Below are 24,118 nucleotides of genomic sequence, written 5' to 3'. Positions count from 1 at the left end.
GAGAACGGGACCCATCGCCGAGGCAAGGTTGGCCACGGAGGCGTGCTCCACCGCCACACCCTTCGGGCGCCCCGTCGACCCCGACGTATAGATGACGTACGCCAGTTGATCCGAGGTGACGTCCGGCAGCTCACCGGAGTCGGTCCCCAACTCGCCCACCAGGACCGTCTCCACGTCAGCGGACAACCGCTCTACGGTCTCCTCTACGACCAGCACCAACTCAGCGCCGCTGTCGGCGACCATGAACAGCAACCGGTCGGACGGATACTCCGGATCCAGCGGGACGTACGCACCGCCCGCCTTCCACACTGCCAACATGGCCACGACCATCTCGGCCCCACGCGGCAGACACAGACCCACCCGCGACTCACGACCCACGCCCCGCGCGGTCAACCCCCGCGCCCACGCGTCCGACCGTGCGTCCAACTCGCCGTAGGACAGCGGTCGGTCGCTGAACCACAATGCCGCCGTGTCGGGCGTACCGACGGCCCAACCTCGGAACCGTTCCAACACCGTGGCGGGAGCCCCGTCCCGTGCCGTGGCGTTCCACTCGTCCACGACTACGGATCGCTCGGGCCCGTCGAGGAGATCGATGTCGGCCACGCGTAGCGTCGGCTCGGCCGCGATCTGTTCCAGCACCCGTATCAGCCATCCGGCGACGCGGGCCGCCGCCTCCTCGTCGAAGAGGTCCGGCCGATGGGTCATCACGATGCGGAGGCTGTGGTCGGGGACGACGCCGACGGTCAGCGGGAAGTTGGTGGCCTCGTGGGCATCCATGCGGGTGAAGGAGATCGCGCCGGGTGCGGGTGCCCCGTCGGGCGGGGTCGGGTAGTTCTCGTAGACCACGAGGGTGTCGAACGTCGCTCCCGGTCCGGCCAGCCCCTGCACCTCGCTCAGGCCCAGATGCTGATGCGGCATCAGTGACGACTGCCGCGCCTGGAGGTCCGCGAGCATGTCCAGTACCGGCTGCGCGCCGGCCAGCGGTACCCGTACCGGCAGGGTGTTGATCATCAGGCCGACCATGGACTCGGCGCCCGGCAGATCCGCCGGCCGGCCCGACACCGTCGCGCCGAACACCACGTCGTTCCGTCCGGTCAACCGGGACAGGACCAGCGCCCAGGCGCCCTGCACGACCGTGTTCAGCGTGAGGTTCCGGCCGCGGGCCAGCTCCCTCAGCCGCGTGGTGGTCTCCTCGGGAAGGTCCAGGACGAGGTCCCGCGGCAGTACGGAGACCTCGGCCCCGCCTGCCGCCTGGGGTGCGACCAGGGTCGGTTCGTCCGTCCCGGCCAGTTCCTCCCGCCACGCGGCGCGGGCTGCCTCGCGGTCCTGGCGGCCGAGCCACGACAGGTAGTCGCGGTAGGAGGTGACCGGGGGCAGTACCCGGATGTCTCCGCCCGCCGTGTACACCGCCTCCAGCTCGTCGAGGAGCACCGGCATCGACCAGCCGTCCAGGAGGATGTGATGGGTCGTCACGACGAGGCGGTGGCGGCCTTCCCCGAGCCGGGCCAGCACCAGCCGGAGCAGGGGCGGGGAGGCGGGGTTCATCCGCTCCTCCCGCTCTTCGCGGGCCAGCCACTCGAACCGGGCCAGGGCCTCGTCGTCGTCGAGGTCCGACAGGTCGACGTCGCGCCACGGGAGCACAACGCTCCGCGAGATCAGCTGCACCGCCTCGCCTGACCTGCGTCGCTGGAAACTGGCGCGCAGGACGGCATGGCGCTCGATCAGCGCCTCCCAGCACGCGCGGAAGAGCTCGGTGTCCAGGGGTCCGTCCACGCCGAGGACGCACTGGAGTCCGTAGACGTCCGGCCCTTCGTCGTCGTACGAGGAGTGGAAGAGCATCCCCTGCTGGAGGGGCGAGAGCGGCCAGACCTCCGCGAGAGCGGCTCCCTTGGCGGGCGTCGAGGAGGTCGTCGAGGGGCGCGTCGGGGGCTTCACAGGAACCGTCCTTCGTCGAGTTCGGCAGCTATGGCTTCGAGGTCGTCGACTTCGTCCTGGTCGAGATCGAGGAGTGAGAAGTCGGAGGGGGTGTGTCCGCCGGCCTGAGGACCGGCGGTGTGCGCGGCGAGCCCGGAGAGCAACTCGAGCCAGGCCAGGCCCAGTTCGTCTACGTCGGTCTCGTCCAGCAGTGCGCCGGGCCAGCTCAGGGTGAGCGTCAGCTCGGGCCCGCTCGCGGTGTCCGCGACCACGGCACCGGCGGCGAGCGCGTGCAGCACCCGCATGCCCGGGTCCGCAGCGCCTCCTACGGCCGCGTCTCCCGCCGTCTGCCAGGGCTCGACCGGGCCCGGCTCGGCACCGGCGGTCGCGAACCGGCCCAGGTAGTTGAACCCGATCTGCGGTACCGGCAGGGCCTCCAACACCGGCCCCGACTCCGGGTTCAGATGACGCAGCAGACCGTGACCGAGCCCGTCCCCGGGCACCGCCTGCACCTGCTCCTTCACCCGCTTCACCAGCGCACCGGCCGCCGCACCACCGGCGGCGGCTTCGGCAAGGTCGAGACCCGAGGCGTCCAGCCGTACCGGATAGGCGGCGGTGAACCAGCCCACCGTCCGCGACAGATCCATCCCCTCCGACAACGCCTCGCGACCATGGCCCTCGACCTCGACCAGGAACCCGCCCCTCCCTGAGCCCGGGAGCCGACGTGTCACCGCACCGGCCAGCGTGGCCAACAGCAGTTCATGCAGCCCGCAGTGGAACACCCGCGGTGTCTCGCCGACGAGCACCGCTGCCTCGTCCGCCGGGAGCGACCAGGAGAGCAGGCGCAGGGTGGACGTCGTGTCGACGGCCGGGTCCAGCGGTCGGCGGCCGATCAACGGCTCCCCGTCAGGGGCCGTCCCGGCGACCATGTCGACCCAGGCCTCCAACTCGCCCATCCGCGCGGGCCCTTGCGCCACCCGCCGCAGCCCCTCCGCCCAGGCGCGGAACGAGGTCCCCGCCGGCTCCAACTCCGGCGTCCCTCCAGCAGCCGCCGCCTCGCACGCGGCCCGCAGGTCGGGCACGAGTACCCGCCACGACACCCCGTCGACCGCCAGGTGATGAGCGGCCAGCGCAATCCGACCGACCCGGTCCGGCCCGGCATCGACCCACACCACCTGCACCATCACCCCGGCCGCAGGATCCAGCCTTGTCACCGCCTGCCGGGCAGCATCCACGGCGAGCCGGTCCAACTCGCCCTCAGCAGCTCCTACGGCGTCCACCCGGGCCACCAGCCCGGACGCGTCGATCTCACCCGCCTCCGGAACCACCAACACCTGGTCGCTCCCGGCCCGGGCCCGCAACATCCCGTGCGCTTCCACCAGCGCGCTCACGCCCGTCTTGAGCACGTCCACGCCGAGGCCGGCCGGTGCACCGATCACCGTCCACTGGGCAAAACCGGGCCGCAGCACGTCCGTACCCATCGACCTCATCAACGGCGTCCATGGAACCTCGCCAACTCCCGTATCCCCGGCGCCCGCAGACGCGTCCACGGTCACGGCCGCCACCAACGCCAGCCGCTCCGGGGTCTTCTCCTCGAAAATCTGCCGAGGCGTCACCACCCAACCGGTCCGGCGAGCACGCGACGCGAGTTGCATCGACATGATCGAATCGCCGCCCAACTCGAAGAAGCTGTCGCCGACCCCGATCGCGCCCGCCTCCAGGCCCAACACCTCGGCGAACAGTGCGCACAGCGCCTCCTCGGCCGCCGTGCCAGGCCGCCGTGCCGAGCTCGAACCACCGAACTCCGGGTCAGGAAGAGCAGCCCGGTCCACCTTGCCGTTCACCGTGAACGGGAACGCGTCGAGCACCACCACCGCCGCCGGCACCATGTACTCCGGCAGCCGCGAGGAGGCGAAGACCCGCAGAGCGTCGGCATCCACCTCGTGGCCGACGACGTAGCCCACCAGGCGACTCTCGCGGACCATCACGACGGCGTGGTCGACCTGGGGGTGGGCCTCCAACGCCCCTTCCACCTCGCCGAGTTCGATACGGAAGCCGCGGATCTTCACCTGCTCGTCCGCGCGCCCCACGAACTCCAGTTGGCCCTCGGCAGTCCAGCGGATCAGGTCGCCGGTGCGGTACATCCGCTCGCCTTCACCGAAGGGGGCTGCGACGAACCGCTCGGCCGTCAGGTCCGGACGCCCGGAGTAACCGCGTGCCAGACCGGGCCCGGACACGTACAACTCGCCTGCCACACCGACCGGCACCGGCTGGAGGAATTCGTCGAGCACGAATGTCCGCGCGTTGCGCAGGGGACGGCCGATCGGAACGCTTCCCGCGGATCCGTCTCCGGGGTTCAGGGGCAGGCTCATCGCCGCGCAGACCGTCACCTCGGTCGGGCCATACGCATTGACCATCCGCCGGCCGGCCGACCACCGGTCCACCAACCCAGGCGGGCACGCCTCACCCGCCACCACCAACGTCTCCAACCACGACGGCAGCACCTCCTCCACCGCCAACACCCCAGGCGGAACCGTCACATGCGTCGCCTTCGCCAACCCCGCATGCGAGACAACGACCCCCTTGGGCCGCCCCGTCGAACCAGAGGTGTGGATCACATACGCCGCATTCGCCACCCTCAACGGCACGATGCGCTCCGCGTCCACCACCCGACCCGGCGCATGGCTCGCCACATCCGCCACGGTCTCCGGATCGTCCACGACGATCACCTGCCCGAGGGCTCCTTCCGGCAGCGCCGACCAAGTGGCCTGCGTGCACAGCACCGCGACCGGGTCGGCGTCCTCCAGCACCAGGGCGAGCCGGTCCGCGGGGTGCGCGGGGTCCAGCGGTACGAACGCCCCGCCCGCCATCGAGACGGCCAACAGCGCCACCACCGTGCCCACCGACCGCTCGGCCACCACCGCGACCCGCCGCTCCGGACCCACCCCCGACGCAATCAGATACCGCGCCAGCCGACCCGCCTCAGCCTCCAACTCCACATAGCTCAGGGCGCGTTCACCCGACTCAAGAGCCGACGCATCCGGCGTCCGCCGCACCTGCGCGGCAAGCAGCTCCGGCAGCGTCCCGGAAGGCACCTCGGGGGACACGTCCTGCCAGTCCCGCGTCAGACGGTCCAACCGTTCCCCGTCCAACAACCCGAGGCGACCGAGAGGCATCTCCGGGTCCGCCGCGAACCGCTCCAACACCCGCACCAGCGCCGCCAACACCTCATCCGCCCGTGCCCGGTCGAACAGATCCGGCCGATGATCCAGCTGCAACTCCATCCGCTCACCCGGCGCGACGATCAACCCCAACGGATAGTGACTGGCGTCATGGGGGATGCCACCCGGCCGAATGGTGAGGGCGTCGGGACCGTCCGGCGTGGCCGCGGCAGAGTGCGGATAGTTCTCGTAGACGACGAGCGTGTCGAACTCGGCGCCCGGTCCGGCGAGTTGCTTGATCTCCGCCAGCCCGAGGTACTGATGCCCCATCAAGCTCACCTGCCGGGCCTGGAGTTCGGACAACAGTCCCGACACCGACAGACCACCGGCCAACTCAGCCCGTACCGGCAGGGTGTTGATGAACAACCCGATCAACGACTCCGCACCCGGCAGATCCGCCGGCCGCCCAGCAACCGTCGTCCCGAACACCACATCCCGCCGCCCCGACAACCGAGCCAACACCACAGCCCACGCACCCTGCACCACCGTCGCCATGGTGAACCCGCGCTCCCGCGTCAACTCCTCCAACGCCCGCGTCAGTTCGGCGCTGCACTCGGCGCGCACCGCCTCGGGCCGCAACGGCGCCCGCGCCGGATCCACCGGAGCGACCAGCGTCGGTTCCTCCGCACCCGCCAACTCCTCCCGCCACGCAGCCCGCGCCGCCTCCCGGTCCTGACGACCCAGCCAAGCGAGATAGTCCCGGTACGACCTGACCGCAGGCAGCGCCCCAGCGTCTCCGCCCGCGGCGTAGGCCGCCGACAGTTCGTCGATCAGCACGGACAACGACCAGCCGTCGACGACGCTGTGATGCGACGTCATCACCAGCCGGTGCCGCCGCTCGCCGAGTCGAAGCAGCAACAGCCGCAGCAACGGACCCCGCCCGAGATCAAAGCCGACCGACAGCTCGTCCTCGGACAACCGAGCCGCCTCAGCCTCGGACAGGCCACTCAAGTCGCCCTCACGCCAAGGCAGTTCCACCTCCCGCGCAACGACCTGAACCGCCTCACCCGACGCCAACCGATGGAACCCCGCACGCAAAATCGCATGCCGCCCCACCACCACATCCCACGACGCCCGCAACCGACCGACATCCAAAAGCCCGTCCAGAGCAAGCGCACGCTGCCCCGCATACACATCCGCCCCACCCCCCTCGTCGAGAGACGCGTGGAACAACAGCCCTTCCTGGAGCGGCGACAGCGGCCACACGTCCTCCAGCCCGGACACCGCCGACTCCAGCTCCTCCACACCCTCCTGAGAGAGGGAAACCAGCGCGAAGTCGGAGGGTGTGTGTCCACCGGCCGAGGGGTCGGCGGTATGCGCGGCGAGCCCGGAGAGCAACTCGAGCCAGGCCAGGCCCAGTTCGTCTACGTCGGTCTCGTCCAGCAGCGCGCCGGGCCAGCTCAGGGTGAGGGTCAACTCCGGGCCGCTCGCGGTGTCCGCGACCACGGCACCCGCATCCAGCGCATGCAGCACCGGCATGCCCGGATCAGCAGCACCTCCTACGACCGTGTCCCCGGCCGTCTGCCAGGGCTCGACCTCGCCCGGCTCAGCACCGGCGGTCGCGAACCGGCCCAGGTAGTTGAACCCGATCTGCGGCACCGGCAGACCCTCCAACACCGGCCCCGTCTCCAGGTTCAGGTGACGCAACAGGCCGTAGCCCAGCCCGTCCCCGGGCACCGCCTGCACCTGCTCCTTCACCCGCTTCACCAGCACACCCGCCGCCGCACCACCGGCCGTAGCCTCCGCCAGATCCACACCTGAGGCGTCCAGCCGTACCGGATAGGCGGCGGTGAACCAGCCCACCGTCCGCGACAGATCCATGCCCTCCGACAACGGCTCACGCCCATGCCCCTCGACCTCCACCAGGAACCCGCCGGTCCCTGAACCCGGGCGCCGGCCCGCCATCGCACCGGCCAGCGTCGCCAGCAACACCTCGTGCAACCCGCAGTGGAAGACTCCCGGCACCTCACCGACGAGCACCGCAGCCTCACCCACCGGAACCGACCAAGAACGGTGGCGCAATGTCGCGACCGTGTCGGCCACCGGGTCCAGCGCACGGTGACCCACCAGCGGATCCCCGGTACCGGTTGGCCCGGCGGCCATATCGACCCAGGCCTCCAACTCGCCCACCCGCGCCGGACTCTGCGCATCCCGCCGTAGACCCTCCGCCCAAGCGCGGAAGGAGGTCGGCGCCGGTGCGAGGTCCGGCCGCCCGCCTGCGCCCGCTGCCTCGCATGCCGCCTGCAGGTCGGGCACGAGTACCCGCCACGACACCCCGTCGACCGCCAGGTGATGAGCGGCCAGCGCAATCCGACCAACCCGGTCCGGCCCGGCATCGACCCACACCACCTGCACCATCACACCGACCGCAGGATCCAACCGCCCGACCGCCTGCCGACCCGCATCCACCGCCAGCTGATCCAACTCGCCCTCAGCAAGGCCTACGACGTCCACCCGGGCCACCAGCCCAGAAGCGTCAATCTCACCGGTCTCCGGAACCACCAACACCTGGTCGTCCGCAGCCCGGGCCCGCAACATCCCGTGCGTCCGCAGTAGGGCTTCCACGCCTGACGCCAGTACGTCCATGCCGAGGCCGGCCGGTGCTCCGATCACCGTCCACTGGGCGAAGCCGGGCCGCAGCGCGTCCGCGCCCATCGACTTCATCAACGGCGTCCACGGCACCTCACCAACACCCGTATCGCCAACGTCCGTAGACGCGTCCACGGTCACCGACGCGACCAGTGCCAGCCGCTCCGGGGTCTTCTCCTCGAAGATCTGACGAGGCGTCACCACCCAACCGGTCCGGCGAGCACGCGACGCGAGTTGCATCGACATGATCGAATCGCCGCCCAACTCGAAGAAGCTGTCACCGACGCCGATCGCGCCCGCCTCCAGGCCCAGCACTTCCGAGAACAGTGCGCACAGCGCCTCCTCGGCCGCCGTGCCCGGCTGCCGCTCCGACGCCGAACCACCGAACTCCGGGGCGGGCAGGGCAGATCGGTCCACCTTGCCGTTCACCGTCAGCGGGAACGCGTCGAGCACCACCACCGCCGCCGGGACCATGTACTCCGGCAGGCGTGCAGCGACGAACTCCCGCAATGCACCTGCTTCCACTCCGCCCACGACATGGGCGACGAGCCTGCCGTCCCGCACCGTCACGACGGCCTGCGCGACTTCCGGATGGTCGTCGAGGACGGCTTCCACCTCGCCCAGTTCGATACGGAAGCCGCGGATCTTCACCTGCTCGTCCGCACGCCCCACGAACGTCAGTTGACCCTCAGGAAGCCAGCGCACGAGGTCGCCGGTGCGGTACATGCGCGCCCCGGCATCGAACGGATCGGCCACGAACCGCTCGGCCGTCAGGTCCGGGCGCCCGGAGTAACCGCGTGCCAGACCGGGCCCGGACACATACAACTCGCCCGCCACACCGACCGGTACCGGCTGGAGGAACTGGTCGAGGACATAGGCCCGCATGTTCGCCGTCGGCCGCCCGATCGGCACGCCGTCGGTGTCGCCCGCGCCCGTCCTGGACCCGGCTCCGGGGGTGAGGGGCAGACTCATCGCCGCGCACACGGTCACCTCGGTCGGGCCATACGCATTGACCATCCGTCGGCCGGCCGACCACCGGTCCACCAACCCCGGCGGGCACGCCTCACCCGCCACCACCAACGTCTCCAACCACGACGGCAGCACCTCCTCCACCGCCAACACCCCAGGCGGAACCGTCACATGCGTCGCCGTGCACCGCGAACCGGTCGATCTGCGCCCACGCCAGGTTCGCCAACCCTGCGTGCGAGACAACGACCCCCTTGGGCCGACCAGTTGAACCCGAGGTGTGGATCACATACGCCGCATTCGCCACCCTCAACGGCGCGATGCGCTCCGCGTCCTCGATCCGACCCGGCGCATGACCAGCCACAGCGGCGGCCGCCTCCGGATCGTCCAAGGCGATCGCCCGGCGCAGGTCGGCCTCAGGCAACACGGCACGGCCCGACTTCGTGCACAGCACCACGACCGGATCCGCATCCGCCAGCACCAAGGCCAGACGCTCGGCGGGATGACCGGGGTCCAACGGTACGAAGGCCCCGCCCGCCATCGAGACGGCCAGCAGCGCCACCACCGTGCCCACCGACCGCTCGGCCACCACCGCGACCCGCCGCTCCGGACCCACACCCGCAGCAATCAGATACCGCGCCAGCCGACCCGCCTCAGCCTCCAACTCCACATAGCTCAGCCTGCGTTCACCCGACTCAAGAGCCGACGCGTCCGGCGTCCGCCGCACCTGCTCCGCGAGCAGCTCCGGCAACGTCCCCATCGGTACCTCAGCAGAGACGTCCTGCCAGTCCCGCGTCAGACGGTCCAGCCGTTCGGCGTCCAGCAACCCGACACGGCCCAGAGGCATCTCCGGATCCGCCGCGAACTGCTCCAACACCCGCACCAGCGCCGCCAACACCTCATCCGCCCGCGCCCGGTCGAACAGATCCGGCCGATGATCCAGCTGCAACTCCATCCGCTCACCCGGCGCGACGATCAACCCCAACGGATAGTGACTGGCGTCCCGCGTCCGGCCACCCGGCCAAATGACAAGGGCGTCGGGGTCGTCCGGCAGCGCCTCGGCGGACCGCGGATAGTTCTCGTAGACGACGAGCGTGTCGAACTCCGCTCCCGGTCCGGCGACCTGCTTGATCTCCGCCAGCCCGAGATGCTGGTGACCCATCACGCCGAGTTGGCGGCGCTGCAGCCGGTCCAGCATCTCGAGTACGGACTCCCTGCCATCCGTCTCGACTCGCACCGGAAGCGTGTTGATGAACAGCCCGATCAGCGACTCCGCACCCGGCAGATCCGCCGGCCGCCCAGCAACCGTCGTCCCGAACACCACATCCCGCCGCCCCGCAAGCCGAGCCAGCACCAGAGCCCAAGCGCCCTGCACCACCGTCGCCATCGTCACGCCGCCTCGGCGGGCCACGTCGTTCAGCGCCTGGGTCAGTTCGGCGCCGCACTCGACACGTACCGCCTCGGGCCGCATCGGCAGTCGGGCCTGATCGACCGGAGCGACCAGCGTCGGTTCCTCCGCACCCGCCAACTCCTCCCGCCAGGCAGCCCTCGCCGCGTCCCGGTCCTGTCGGCTGAGCCACGACAGGTAATCCCGGTACGACCGCACCGCGGGCAGCGCCTGGGCGCCGCCGCCCGCCCGGTACACCGTCTGCAGTTCGTTCAGCAGAATCGGCAACGACCAGCCGTCGAGGACGATGTGATGGGTCGTCAGTACTAGACGGTGACGCCGCTCGCCAAGTCGAAGCAGCAGCAACCGCAGCAGCGGACCCCGCCCGAGATCAAAGCCGACCGACAACTCCTCCCCGGACAACCGAGCCGCCGCAACCTCCGCATCAACCTCCGCCAGACCGCTCAAGTCGGCCTCGCGCCACGGCAGTTCCACCTCCCGCGCGACAGCCTGAACCGCCTCACCCGAGGCCAGTCGATGGAACCCCGCACGCAAAATCGCATGCCGCCCCACCACCACATCCCACGACGCCCGCAACCGACCGACATCCAAAAGCCCGTCCAGAGCAAGGGCACGCTGACCCGCGTACACATCCGCCCCGCCCTCGTCATCGAACGACGAGTGGAAGAGCAGCCCCTCCTGAAGCGGAGACAACGGCCACACGTCCTCCAGCGCGGGCACCGCCGACTCCAGCTCCTCCACACCTCCCTGAGACAGGGAAACCAACGGGAAGTCAGAGGGGCTGTGGCCGCCGGCCCCGTCGCGGACCTGCTCCACCAGTCCTGACAGCGCCTCCGCCCATGCCTCCAGCAGTGCGCGTGCCCGGTCGGCCTCCAGCAACCGTTCCGGGTACGCCAACCGCAGCTCCAGCACGGGGCCGTCCGCCAACTCCCGTACCGATCCGAGCAGTTCGATCGCGTGCATCACCGCGGCCTCCGGCGCACCTCCCGCCCCGAAACCCTCGCCGGTCCCCACGCGACCGAGGTAGTTGAAGCCGATCTGCGCCGACGGCAGCCCCGCCAACTCCCCGGCCGTCTCCGGGTTCAACCAGCGCAGCAACCCGTAGCCGAGCCCGTCCCCCGGCACCGCCCGCACCTGTTCCTTCACGCCGAGCACCGACAGACCACCATCGGCGCCGACACCGCCGCCAGCGCTCAACCGCACCGGACGCGAGGACGTGAACCACCCCACCGTCCGCGACAGATCAGGGATGCCCGTCAACGGCTCACGGCCATGCCCCTCGACATCCACCAGGAACTCGCCCACGCCCACGGCCCATTCACCAACCGCCCCAGCCAGACCGGCCAACAGCACCTCGTCCACCCCGGCATGGAACGCCGACGGCACCGCCGCCAACAGCGCAGACGTCACCTCCACTGGGACGGTCACCGCCGCCTCGCGAACCGTCGCGCCCACATCCACCAGCGGATTCAACGGCGCGTCCGTGAGCGACATCTGCGGACCGTCCACCACCGCCCGCCACGCCGCCAACTCGGCCACCCGCTCCGGACGGCCGGCCTCCACCGCCAACTCCCGCGCCCACGCCCGGAACGACACCGGGACGGACTCCAGCTCCACGGGCCGTCCCTCAGCCAACGCCTTGCTCGCCTGCTCCAGGTCAGGCAGCAGGATCTGCCACGAGACGGTGTCTACGACAAGGTGGTTGGCCACCACGACCAGTCGGCCCGGCACATCCGGCCCCGCATCCAGCCACACCACCTGAACCATCACCCCGGCCGCAGGATCCAACCGCCCCACCGCCGCCCCGACTTGCTCCCCTACTACGGCAGCCGGATCACCCCCGGCCACATCCACCCGAGCCACCAGCCCGGCCACATCCATCGCGCTCGCCTCGGGCACCACCAACACCCCGGACTCCAGCGCCAATTGAGCCCGCAACACCTCATGACGGTCGATCACCGCGCGCACGGCGGCGACAAGCACCTCAAGGTCCAGTCCCGCCGGCGCCGCCATGACCCCTGGCTGGACGATCTGCCCTACGGCCTCGGGGCCGACCCGGTCCAGCAGTTCGCGCATCACCGGGGTCAACGGCACCTCACCGACACCCGTGTCCCCGGCGACCGCGGACGCGTCCTCGGTCACGGCCGCCACCAACGCCAGCCGCTCCGGGGTCTTCTCCTCGAAGATCTGGCGAGGCGTCACCACCCAACCCGAACGACGAGCACGCGACGCGAGCTGCATCGACATGATCGAATCGCCGCCCAACTCGAAGAACCCGTCCCCGACCCCGACCTCCACCAGGCCCAACACCTGGGCGAACAGAGCGCAGAACGCCTCCTCGGCGGGCGTCGCAGGCACACGGGTGGCAACAGACGCGAGGTCGGGCTCGGGCAGCGCGGACCGGTCGATCTTGCCGTTGACGGTGAGCGGGAACGTGTCGAGTACGACGACTGCCGACGGGACCATGTACTCCGGCAGCCGGGTAGCGGCGAAGGCCCGCAGCGCCTCGGCGTCCGCACCCCCGACGACGTATCCGATCAGCCGACCTTCACGTGCGACCACCACAGCGCGCTCAACCTGTGCGTGTGCGGCCAACACCGCCTCGACCTCGCCGAGTTCGACCCGGAACCCGCGGATCTTCACCTGCGCGTCCGCACGCCCCACGAACTCCAACTGCCCGCCCGAAGTCCAGCGTGCCAAGTCGCCGGTGCGATACATCCGCCCCGTGCCGTCACCGAAAGGACAGGCCACGAACCGCTCCGCTGTCAGGTCGGAGCGGCCGATGTAGCCGCGGGCCAGACCGTCTCCCGCGATGTACAACTCCCCCGCCACACCCACCGGAACAGGCCGCAGAAACGCATCCAACACGTACGTACGGACGTTGGGCAGCGGGCGGCCGATCGCGGGCGGAGCATCCTCACCCGTGATGCCCTCGTCCAGCAGAACGGCGGTGGTGATGACGGTCGCCTCGGTGGGCCCGTACGTGTTCCACACCCGGGCGCCCGCACGCCACCGGGCCGCGAGACCAGCCTCCAGCCGCTCCGCACCCACCACACTCGCGCTGTCGACGCCGTTGAAGTCGATCATCGCGGCGAGGGCAGCACCGTCCTGCCGCTCCTCGGACGAGGCGATCGCCAACGTGCCCCCCGCCGCCAACGTCACCGCCACATCCAGCACCGCCGCATCGAAACTGAACGAGAGAACGGGACCCATCGCCGAGGCAAGGTTGGCCACGGAGGCGTGCTCCACCGCCACACCCTTCGGGCGCCCCGTCGACCCCGACGTATAGATGACGTAGGCCAGTTGGCCCGGATCCACGGCGCTGTCCGGCCCCTCGCCGAACTCGGTCTCCAGTTCCGCGGGCAGGACGGTGTCCACCCCGGCCGACAGCCGGTCCGCTGTCTCCTCCGCGACCAGGACCAGCTCGGCGTCACTGTCCCCGACCATGAACTCCAGCCGCTCGGACGGGTAATCCGGGTCCAGCGGGACGTACGCGCCACCGGCCTTCCACACCGCCAGGACCGCGGTCACCATCTCCGTTCCGCGCGGCAGGCACAGCCCCACCCGGGACTCACGCCCCACACCCCGCGCCACCAAACCCCGGGCGAGAGCGTCGGAGCGCGCGTCCAACTCCGCGTAGGACAGCGACTGTTCGCCGGACCGCACCGCCGTCGCATGCGGAGTTTCCACGGCCCATCGTCGGAACCGCTCCAGGACCGTGCCGGGCTCCGTCGGCCGGGCGGTGGCGTTCCACTCCTCCACCACCGCGACCCGCTCGGACTCGTCCAGCAGCTCAAGCTCGGCGAGCCGGGCCGCCGGGTCCGCCGCGATCCGTTCCAACGCGCGCACCATGCGATCGATCAGGGTCCGGGCCGCGCCGCCGGCGAAGGCGTCCGGGCGATAGTCCAGCCGTAGCGTCAGCCCTTCCTCGGGCCTGACGCCCAGCGCCAGCGCGAAGCTCGTCGACTCGCGCGACGCGACGCCTGAGATCGTCAGGCCCGCCGCTGCCGGCTGCGCCGCCGGATCGCCCGGGTAGTTCTCGAAGGCCAGCAGGGTGTCGAAGGTCGCGCCGGGGCCGGCGGCCCGCTGCACCTCGCTCAGGCCGACATGCTGGTGGTCGAGCAACGCCGACTGCCGTGCCTGAAGCGCCTCAAGCGCCTCGCCCACCGACCGGGCCCCATCCAGGTCGACGCGTACCGGCAAGGTGTTGATGAACAGACCGAGCATCGCCTCCATCCCCGGAAGCTCCGCCGGACGACCGGCCACCGTCGCCCCGAAGACCACCTCACGACGCCCGGTCAACTGCCCGAGCACGAGCCCCCAGGCCAGCTGCACCACGGTGTTGAGCGTCACGCCTGCACCACGGGCAACCCGCTCCAGACCCTCGACCAGCCCCTCCCGCGCCTCGACCGTCAGCGACCGGGCCAACACGGCGTCCGTCCCGGCGACAGTGGGCGCGACGAGCGTCGGTTCCTCGACCGGCGCCAACTCGTCCCGCCAGGCCTCCAGCGCCGCCGACGTATCCCGACCGGCCAACCATGCCCAGTACGGCCGCGACGACACGGGCGCACCGAGCCCACCCGCCCGGCCGCCGGCTGCATAGATCGCCCACAACTCCCGCATCACCAGGGGAAGCGACCAACCATCGAGGAGAAGGTGATGGAGCGTCACCACCATCTGGAAACGGCGATGGCCGACGCGCACCAACGCCACCCGCAGCAACGGAGGCGCCGCGAGATCGAACCGCGCCGACCGCTCCTCAACACCCACCTGATCCGCGGCGTCCTCGCCCAAGTCCGTCAAGTCGACCTCGCGCCACGGCAGTTCGACTCGGTCAACCACCACCTGTACGGGTCCCGCCGCGCCCCCGATCTGCACGAACCCGGCTCGCAACGCCGCATGCCGATCAACCAACGCCTGCCACGACGCCCGCAACCGGCCCCCGTCCACCTCACCGTCGAGCGCCAGAACAAACTGCTCGACATAGACATCCACACCGTCTTGGTCAAACAGGGAGTGGAACAGCAGGCCCTCCTGAAGCGGAGCGACGGGAAGAGCGTCCACCAGCCCCGGAACCGCCGCCTCGATCTCCTCCACCCCGGCCTGTTCCAGCGCCACCAAGGGGAAGTCCGACGGCGAGTGACCACCCGCCCCCGCCCGAACATCCGCGACCAGACCCGTCAGCGCATCAACCCACGCCTCGACCAACTCCCGCGCCCGGTCAGCGCTCAAGAGCCGTTCCGCGTACGCCAACCGCAGCTCCAGCACCGGGCCGTCCGCCAACTCCCTTACCGAGCAGAGCAGTTCCACCGCATGCATCACCGGGGCATCGGACGTGCCCCCGGCACCGAAACCCTCAGCAGAGCCCACGCGCCCGAGGTAGTTGAAGCCGACCTGCGCCGACGGCAGCCCCGCCAACTCCTCAGCCGTGTCCGGATTGACGTACCGCAACAGCCCGTAGCCGAGGCCGTCCCCGGGCACCGCCCGCACCTGCTCCTTCACCCCGAGCACCGACACACCACCACCGCCATCGGCGCCCACGCCCGCGCTCAACCTCACCGGACGCGAAGACGTGAACCACCCCACCGTCCGCGACAGATCAGGGACGCCCGACAACGGCTCGCGGCCATGCCCCTCAACATCCACCAGGAACCCGCCGCCCACACCGGCCCACTCACCAACCGCCCCCGCAAGACCAGCCAGCAACACCTCGTCCACCCCGACGTGGAACGCCGACGGCACCACCGTCAACAGCGCAGACGTCACCTCCGCCGAAACGGAAACCGCCACCTCCCGAACCGACGCGCCCACATCCACCAGCGGATTCAACGGTGCGTCGGTGAGCGACACCTGCGGACCGTCCACCACCGCCCGCCACGCCGCCAACTCGGCCACCCGCTCAGGCCGACCCGCCTCCACCGCCAACTCCCGCGCCCACGCCCCGAACGACACCGGAACCGCATCCAACTCCACGGCGCGTCCCTCAACGAGCATCGTGAGGGCCCGCTCAAGATCGGGCAGCAGAATCTGCCACGAGACGGTGTCTACGACCAGGTGGTTGGCCACCACGACCAGTCGGCCCGGCACATCCGGCCCCGCGTCCAGCCACACCACCTGAACCATCACCCCGGCCGCAGGATCCAACCGCCCTACCGCCGCCTCGACTTGCTCCTCCACCACCGAAGCCGGATCAACCCCGACCACATCCACCCGAGCCACCAGCTCGTCAACCGGCACCGCGGGGTTTTCCGGCACCACCAACACCCCGGACTCCGCCACCAGCCGCGCCCGCAACACCTCATGACGGTTCATCACCGCGCGCACGGCCGCAACAAGCACCTCGCGATCCAGCCCCGGGGGCACCGTCAGCACACCCGGCTGGACGATCCGGCCGGCCCGCTCAGGGCCGACCCGATCCAGCAGTTCCCGCATCACCGGGGTCAACGGCACCTCACCGACACCGGTGTCCGAGCGCCGTACGCTGCCCGTGCCGGAGGAGGCAACGGCCACCTGCGCCAGCCGCTCGGGCGTCTTCTCCTCGAAGATCTGCCGGGGCGACACAGTCCAACCCGCCGCACGGGCCCGGGACGCGAGCTGCATCGACATGATCGAGTCGCCACCCAGCGCGAAGAAGCTGTCCCCGACCCCGACCCCCTCCAGCCCCAACACCTCGCCGAACAAGGCGCAGAACGCCTCCTCGGCCTCGGTCGACGGAGCGCGCGTATCGGCGGACGCAAGGTCGAGGGCAGGCAGGGCGGCCCGGTCGATCTTCCCGTTGACGGTCAGCGGGAACGCATCGAGGACGACGACGGCCGACGGAACCATGTACTCCGGCAGCCGCGTGGCGGCGAACTCCCGCAGCGCCTCGGCCTCCACGTCACCGAGGACATACCCGACCAGCCGACCATCAAGAGCCACCACCACGGCCCGCCCAACCTGCGGATGGGCGGCCAACACAGTCTCGACCTCGCCGAGTTCGACCCGGAACCCGCGGATCTTCACCTGTGCATCCGCACGCCCAACGAACTCCAGCTGCCCGTCGGCGGTCCAGCGAGCCAGGTCCCCCGTCCGATACACCCGCTCGCCATCACCGAACGGGCAGGCCACAAACCGCTCCGCCGTCAGGTCAGACCGGTTGATATAACCGCGAGCCAGGCCGGATCCGGCAACGTAGAGGTCACCCGTGACGCCCTCGGGCACGGGCCGGAGGAACGCGTCCAGGACGTACGTACGCACATTGGGCAGCGGACGGCCGATCGCCGGCGGCGCGTCCTCACCGGTGATGCCCTCCTCCAACAGGACGGCGGTGGTGATGACGGTCGCCTCCGTCGGGCCATAGGTGTTCCAAACCCGGGCACCCGCACGCCACTTCGCCGCCAGACCGGCCTCAAGCCGTTCCGCGCCCAGCACCCAATTCCCCACCCCCGCAACCGAATCCGGCTCCAGCACCCCCAGCAACGACGGCACCACACTCGCCACCTCGACCCCGGCCGCCTCGACCATGGCCGCCAACCCGGACGTGTCCTGCCGCTCACTTGCCGAGGCAATCGCCAACGCGCCCCCGGCTGCCAACGTGACCGCCACATCCAGCACCGCCGCGTCGAAGCTGAACGACGCGAACTGCAACGCCGTCACGCCGAGGTCCGCACCGAGAACGGGACGCATGGCCGACGCCAGATTCGCCACGGAGGCATGCGCGACCGCCACACCCTTCGGACGCCCCGTCGACCCCGACGTATAGATGACGTAGGCCAGTTGGCCACCGACAACCTCCGGCAGGTCGCCCGAGTCGGCCCCCAACTCGCCCAGCAGCAACGTCTCTACGTCCGCCGACACCCGGTCTACGGTCTCCTCCGCCACCAGCACCAACTCGGCACCGCTGTCGGCCACCATGAACGCCAGCCGCTCCGCCGGATACTCCGGATCCAACGGGACGTACGCCCCACCGGCCTTCCACACCGCCAGCAGCGCCACGACCATCTCGGCTCCACGCGGCAAGCACAGCCCCACCCGCGACTCTCGCCCCACACCACGGGCGACCAAGCCACGAGCCAGCGCATCCGACCGCGCATCCAACTCGCCGTAGGACAAAGCCTGTTGCCGGAACCACAGCGCCGGCGCGTCCGGCGTCCGCACCGTCCACCCACGGAACCGCTCCACCACCGTCGACGCGTCCACATCCCGCGCGGTGGCGTTCCACCCCTCCACCACCGCGGCCCGCTCGGACTCGTCCAGCAACTCGATCTCGCTGAGCCGCAGTCGCGGATCGGCCGCCATCTGCTCCAGCACCCGAACCAGGCGCCGAGCCATCCGCAGCGCGCTCCGGCGCCTGAACACGTCGGCGCGGTAGTCGAGGCGGATCGCGAGGCCGTCGTCCGGGGTAACCCCCAGCGCCAGCGCGAAGTTGGTCGACTCGCGGAGCTCGGTGGACGTGACGGTGAGACCGTCGCCGAGGGGCTGGGCGTCCAGGTCACCCGGGTAGTTCTCAAAGGCCAGCAGAGTGTCGAAGGTCGCGCCGGGACCGGCGGCCCGCTGCACCTCGCTCAGGCCGACATGCTGGTGGTCGAGCAACGCCGACTGCCGTGCCTGAAGCGCCTGAAGGGCCTCGCGCACCGAATGAGCCGCGTCCAGGTCAACGCGTACCGGCAGGGTGTTGATGAACAGGCCGAGCATCGCCTCCATCCCCGGAAGCTCCGCCGGACGACCGGCCACCGTCGCCCCGAAGACCACCTCACGACGACCCGTCAACTGCCCCAGCACCATCCCCCAGGCCAGCTGCACCACGGTGTTGAGCGTCACGCCGGCACCACGGGCGACTCGGTCCAGGTCACGCACCAGTTCGACACTCGCGCGATCCGTCACCCGGTCCAGGACGACGGACGCCGTCGCACTCGGCTCGGTGGGCGCGACGAGCGTCGGTTCCTCAACCGGCGCCAACTCGTCCTGCCAGGCCTCCAACGCCGCCGACGTATCCCGACCGGCCAACCACGCCCAGTACGGCCGCGACGACACCGGCACACCAAGGCCACCCGCCCGGCCACCGGCCGCGTAGATCGCCCACAACTCCCGCATCACCAACGGGAGCGACCAACCATCCAGCAGCAGGTGATGAAGCGTCACCACCATCTGATAGCGACGGTGACCAACGCGCACCAACGCCACCCGCAGCAACGGAGGCGCCGCTAGATCGAACCGCGCCGACCGCTCCTCAGCACCCACCCGATCCGCGGCATCCTCACCCAGACCCCTCAAGTCGACCTCGCGCCACGGCAGTTCGGCTCGGTCAACCACCACCTGAACAGGACCGTCAGCACCCCGGACCTGAACGAACCCGGCCCGCAACGCCGCATGCCGATCAACCAACGCCTGCCACGACGCCCGCAACCGACCCGCGTCCACCTCACCGTTGAGCGTCAACACCAACTGCTCGACATAGACATCCACACCGTCTTCGTCGAAGAGGGAGTGGAACAGCAGACCCTCCTGAAGCGGAGCGACCGGAAGAACGTCCACCAGCCCCGGAACCGCCGCCTCGACCTCCTCCACCCCAGCCTGGTCCAACGCCACCAGCGGGAAATCCGACGGCGAGTAGCCGCCCGCCCCCGCCCGGACATCCGCGACCAGGCCGGCAAGCGTGCCCGCCCACGCCTCCACCAGCCCTCGCGCCCGCTCAGCCCCCAACAACCGCTCCGGGTAAGCCAACCGCAGCTCCAGCACCGGACCGTCCGCCAACTCCCGTACCGAGCAGAGCAGTTCCAGGGCGTGCATCACGGGGGCATCGGGCGCGCTCCCGGCCCCGAAGCCGGTCCCCACACGCCCGAGGTAGTTGAAGCCGACCTGAGCCGACGGGAACCCCGCCAACTCCCCAGCCGTCTCCGGATTGACGTACCGCAACAGCCCGTAGCCGAGCCCGTCCCCGGGCACCGCCCGCACCCGCTCCTTCACCCCGAGCACCGACACACCACCATCGGCACCCGCGTCGGCAGCCAGCCGCACCGGATGCGAGGCGGTGAACCACCCCACCGTCCGGGACAGATCCGTCCCCTCGGACAGCGACACCCGGCCGTGCCCCTCGACATCCACCACGAACCCGCCGTCCACACCGGCGGCCCACTCACCAACCGCCCCCGCCAGACCGGCCAACAGCACCTCGTCCACACCGGCATGGAACGCCGACGGCACCGCCGCCAACAGCGCGGACGTCACGTCTGCCGGAACGGAAACCGCCACCTCCCGAACCGTCTCACCCACATCCACCAGCGGATCCAGCGGCACATCCGTGAGCAACGCCTGCGGACCGTCCAACACCGCCTGCCACGCCGCTAGTTCGGCCACCCGCTCCGGACGACCGGCCTCCACCGCCAACTCCCGCGCCCACGCCCGGAACGACACCGGAACCGGATCCAACTCCACGGCACGTCCCTCGACGCTGGCCTCATACGCGGACCACAGATCCGGCAGGAGCACCTGCCAGGACACCGCGTCGACGACCAGGTGGTTGGCCACCACGACCAGCCGGCCCGGCACATCCGGCCCCGCGTCCAGCCACACCACCTGAACCATCACCCCGGCCGCAGGATCCAACCGCCCCACCGCCGCCTCGACTTGCTCCTCCACCACCGCAGCCGGATCAACCCCGACCACATTCACCCGAGCCACCAGCCCGGACACATCCACCGCACCCACCCCGGGCACCACCAACACATCGGACTCGGCCACCAACCGCGCTCGCAACGCATCATGACGATCCATCAGGACCGCCACCGCGTCCCGCAGCGCCACCTCGTCCAGCCCCGCCGGCGCCTCCACCACCATCGACTGCACGACCGCGCGAACGCCCTCGGCACCAACCCGCTCCAGCACCTCACGCATCACCTGCGTCAGCGGCACCTCACCAACAGCGGAGTCCGCCGAGCGCGCGCCGTCCGCCACGCCGTCAACCGGCGTTGCCACCGCGGCCAGTTGCGCCGGTGTCCGCAACTCGTGCACCTGGCGGGCGCCGACGACCAGGCCCTCGCGGCGAGAACGCGACACCAGCAGCATCGCCGTGATCGAGTCGCCGCCCAGCGCGAAGAAGCTGTCCCCGACCCCGACCTCCTCCAGCCCCAACACCTCGGCGAACAGGGCGCAGAACGCCTCCTCGGCGGGCGACGCCGCAGCCCGACCGGCACCGGACGCAGCCTCCGGCACCGGCAGCGCGACCCGATCGACCTTGCCGTTGACGGTGAGCGGGAAGGCATCCAGGACTACGACGGCTGACGGCACCATGTACTCCGGCAGCCGGGTGGCCGCGAACTCCCGTACGTCCTCGCCGTCCGCGTTCCCGACGACGTATCCGACCAGCCGACCGTCCCGGACCACCACCACGGCCCGTCCGACCTGCGGGTGCGCGGCAAGAACAGCCTCGACCTCGCCCAACTCCACCCGGAATCCACGGATCTTCACCTGCGCGTCCGCACGCCCCACGAACTCCAGCTGCCCGTCCGAAGTCCAGCGTGCCAGATCCCCGCTGCGATACATCCGCCCGCCATCACCGAACGGGCACGCCACGAACCGCTCCGCCGTCAGACCCGCACGACCGATATATCCACGAGCCAGACCGTCTCCCGCGATGTACAGCTCCCCCGCCACACCCACCGGAACAGGCCGCAGGAACGCATCCAGCACGTAGGTACGGATGTTGGGCAGCGGGCGGCCGATCGCAGGCGGAGCATCCTCACCCGTGATGCCCTCGTCCAGCAGAACGGCGGTGGTGATGACGGTGGCCTCGGTGGGCCCGTACGTGTTCCACACCCGGGCACCCGCACGCCACCGGGCCGCGAGACCAGCCTCCAGACGCTCCGCCCCAAGCACCCAATTCCCCACCCCGGCAACCGACTTCGGCTCCAAGGCCCCCAGCAACGACGGCACCACACTCGCCGTAACCACACCGGCCGCCTCGACCATCGCGGCGAGAGCAGCCGGGTCCTGCCGCTCCTCGGACGAAGCGATCGCCAACGTGCCCCCAGCGGCCAGCGTCACCGCCACGTCCAGCACCGCCGCATCGAAGCTGAACGACGCGAACTGCAACGCAGTCACACCAGACTTCACGCCGAGAACAGGACCCATCGCCGACGCCAGATTCACCACGGAGGCATGCGCCACCGCCACACCCTTCGGACGACCAGTCGACCCCGACGTATAGATGACGTAGGCCAGTTGGCCACCGACAACCTCCGGCAAGACACCTGAGCCAGTCCCCAACTCGCCCAGCAGAACCGTCTCCACGTCCGCCGACAACCGGTCTACGGTCTCCTCCGCGACCAGCACCAACTCCACACCGCTGTCGGCCACCATGAACCCCAGCCGCTCCGCCGGATACTCCGGATCCAACGGGACGTACGCGCCACCGGCCTTCCACACCGCCAACATGGCCACGACCATCTCGGCCCCACGCGGCAAGCACAGCCCCACCCGCGACTCACGACCCACACCACGGGCAATCAGCCCACGGGCCAACGCATCCGACCGCGCATCCAACTCGCCGTAGGACAAGGCCTGTTGCCGGAACCACAACGCCGCTGCCTCCGGCGTCCGCGCCGCCCACCCACGGAACCGCTCCACCACCGTCGACGCGTCCACACCCCGCGCCGCACCGCCCCACCCACTGATCACCAGGGCACGTTCGTCGTCCCCCATCACTCCGATCCGCCGCAGCGGAGCCGTCGGGTCCTCCACCGCCCGTGCGACGAATCCGACCAGCGACCGCTGGACCGCCCGCACCCATGCCCGGTCGTAGAGCGCCGCGTTCGCCTCGACGGTGATCTCGATCTTCGAGCCCGTCCGGTCGATCAGCACCCCGAAGTCCTCGACCAGTCGGGTCGAAACGTCCCGTGCCACGCCACGGCAGTCGCCGAAAGCCAACTCCCCGGTCCGCGGAAGGATGTTGAGGTACGGCCCGAAGTGCCAGCGGTCGCCCTCCGGCCAGCCGAGTTCCCGGCGCAGCCGTTCGCCGCGGTACCGCTGGTGGCGGAGCAGTTCAGCGACGGCACCGTCGGCGGTCCGGGCGAGGTCGAGGAGGCTCGCGCCGGCCGGGACCGGGAACCGTAGGGGCAGCATGTTCGCCCGGGTGACGCGGGCCCGCAGGTCCGTCTCGCTCACGCGCCCGGTCACGGGCAGGCTGAGGAGCGCCTCGGCCGAGCCGGCCATGCCGCTCACGAAGGCGCCGGTGGCGGCGGCGAGCAGCCGCGACGTGCGCAGGCCGACGCTGTCCGCCGCGGCGCGCAGCGCGTCGGTCGCCGCGGGTGCGAGGCTGCCGGTCTCGCGCAGCACCGCTCCGGCATCGGTGTCCTGGAGAAAGCCGGAGACTCCGGAAAGGCGCGGGACCTCGGCCAATTCCGGCCGGTCCGAGAATCGGTCGTGCAGATACCGTCGGCCGTCGGTGAATTCGGTCGAGTTCCGGTAACTCGCTTCCTCGGCAAGTGCCTTACTCAACGAGACGAATTCGACCTGCGGGTGTGGTCCGCCTCCGACGAGGGCCGAATACACCTCGGCGACCCGGCGAGCCATCAGTGTGCAGGCGTATCCGTCGAGCAGCAGGTGGTTATAGCCCTGGAACCAGCAGTACCGATGGGAATACAGACGGAAGAGCACGAACGAGAAGAGTTGCTCCCCGCGCGGATCTTCGACCCCGGCGAGTTCCTCGCGCATCCGGGTTTCCATCCATGCACGCGGGTCGCCGGCGGCATCCCCGGCCGGCTCCTCGATGCGCAGCGACCATCGCCGGGCGGCGTGCGGCACGGCGCGCTCCCGTGCCCCGCCGTCCGTGTCCTCGGTGAATCGCATGCCCAGGATCTCGGTCTCCTCGGCCGTCCGGCGCAGCGCGGCCTCGAAGGCGGGCACGTCGAGGGCGCCCGTGATCTCGACGGCCTGCCCGACGGTGTAGAGCGCGTGAGGGCCTCCGAGGCGCTGTGCGTGCCAGATTCCCTCCTGGCTGTCGGACAGGGAAAAGCTGCCACCGGTTCGTTCGCTCATATCTAGG

At 70.4% G+C, this 24,118-nt stretch carries 3 protein-coding genes; all 3 read right to left on the bottom strand.

The window, feature by feature from the left end:
- On the bottom strand, nt 1-1,935 hold a 1,935-nt coding region (locus OO69_RS03095; protein WP_158713348.1), incomplete at its 3' end, for a condensation domain-containing protein.
- On the bottom strand, nt 1,932-8,864 hold the full coding sequence (locus tag OO69_RS52865) for a condensation domain-containing protein (protein WP_158713347.1): 6,933 nt from the start codon (nt 8,862-8,864) through the stop codon (nt 1,932-1,934). The genes OO69_RS03095 and OO69_RS52865, both read right to left, overlap by 4 nt.
- Nucleotides 8,788-24,111 (bottom strand): non-ribosomal peptide synthetase, encoded by a 15,324-nt coding sequence (locus OO69_RS52860; RefSeq protein ID WP_051800735.1) that lies wholly within the window; start codon nt 24,109-24,111, stop codon nt 8,788-8,790. Before OO69_RS52860 ends, OO69_RS52865 begins: the two co-directional genes overlap by 77 nt.
- Between the last annotated feature and the right edge of the window lie 7 nt (nt 24,112-24,118).

The sequence above is a fragment of the Streptomyces sp. NRRL F-525 genome (assembly GCF_000716605.1).
Taxonomy (GTDB): Bacteria; Actinomycetota; Actinomycetes; order Streptomycetales; family Streptomycetaceae; genus Streptomyces.
The sequence above is the reverse complement of the archived record's forward strand: the minus strand, read 5'-3'. Positions and strand labels throughout refer to the sequence as shown.

Coding starts and splice junctions, on each gene's coding strand:
- OO69_RS52860 (WP_051800735.1), bottom strand. CDS start 24,111: ATGAGCGAACGAACCGGTGGCAGCTTTTCCCTGTCCGACAGCCAGGAG.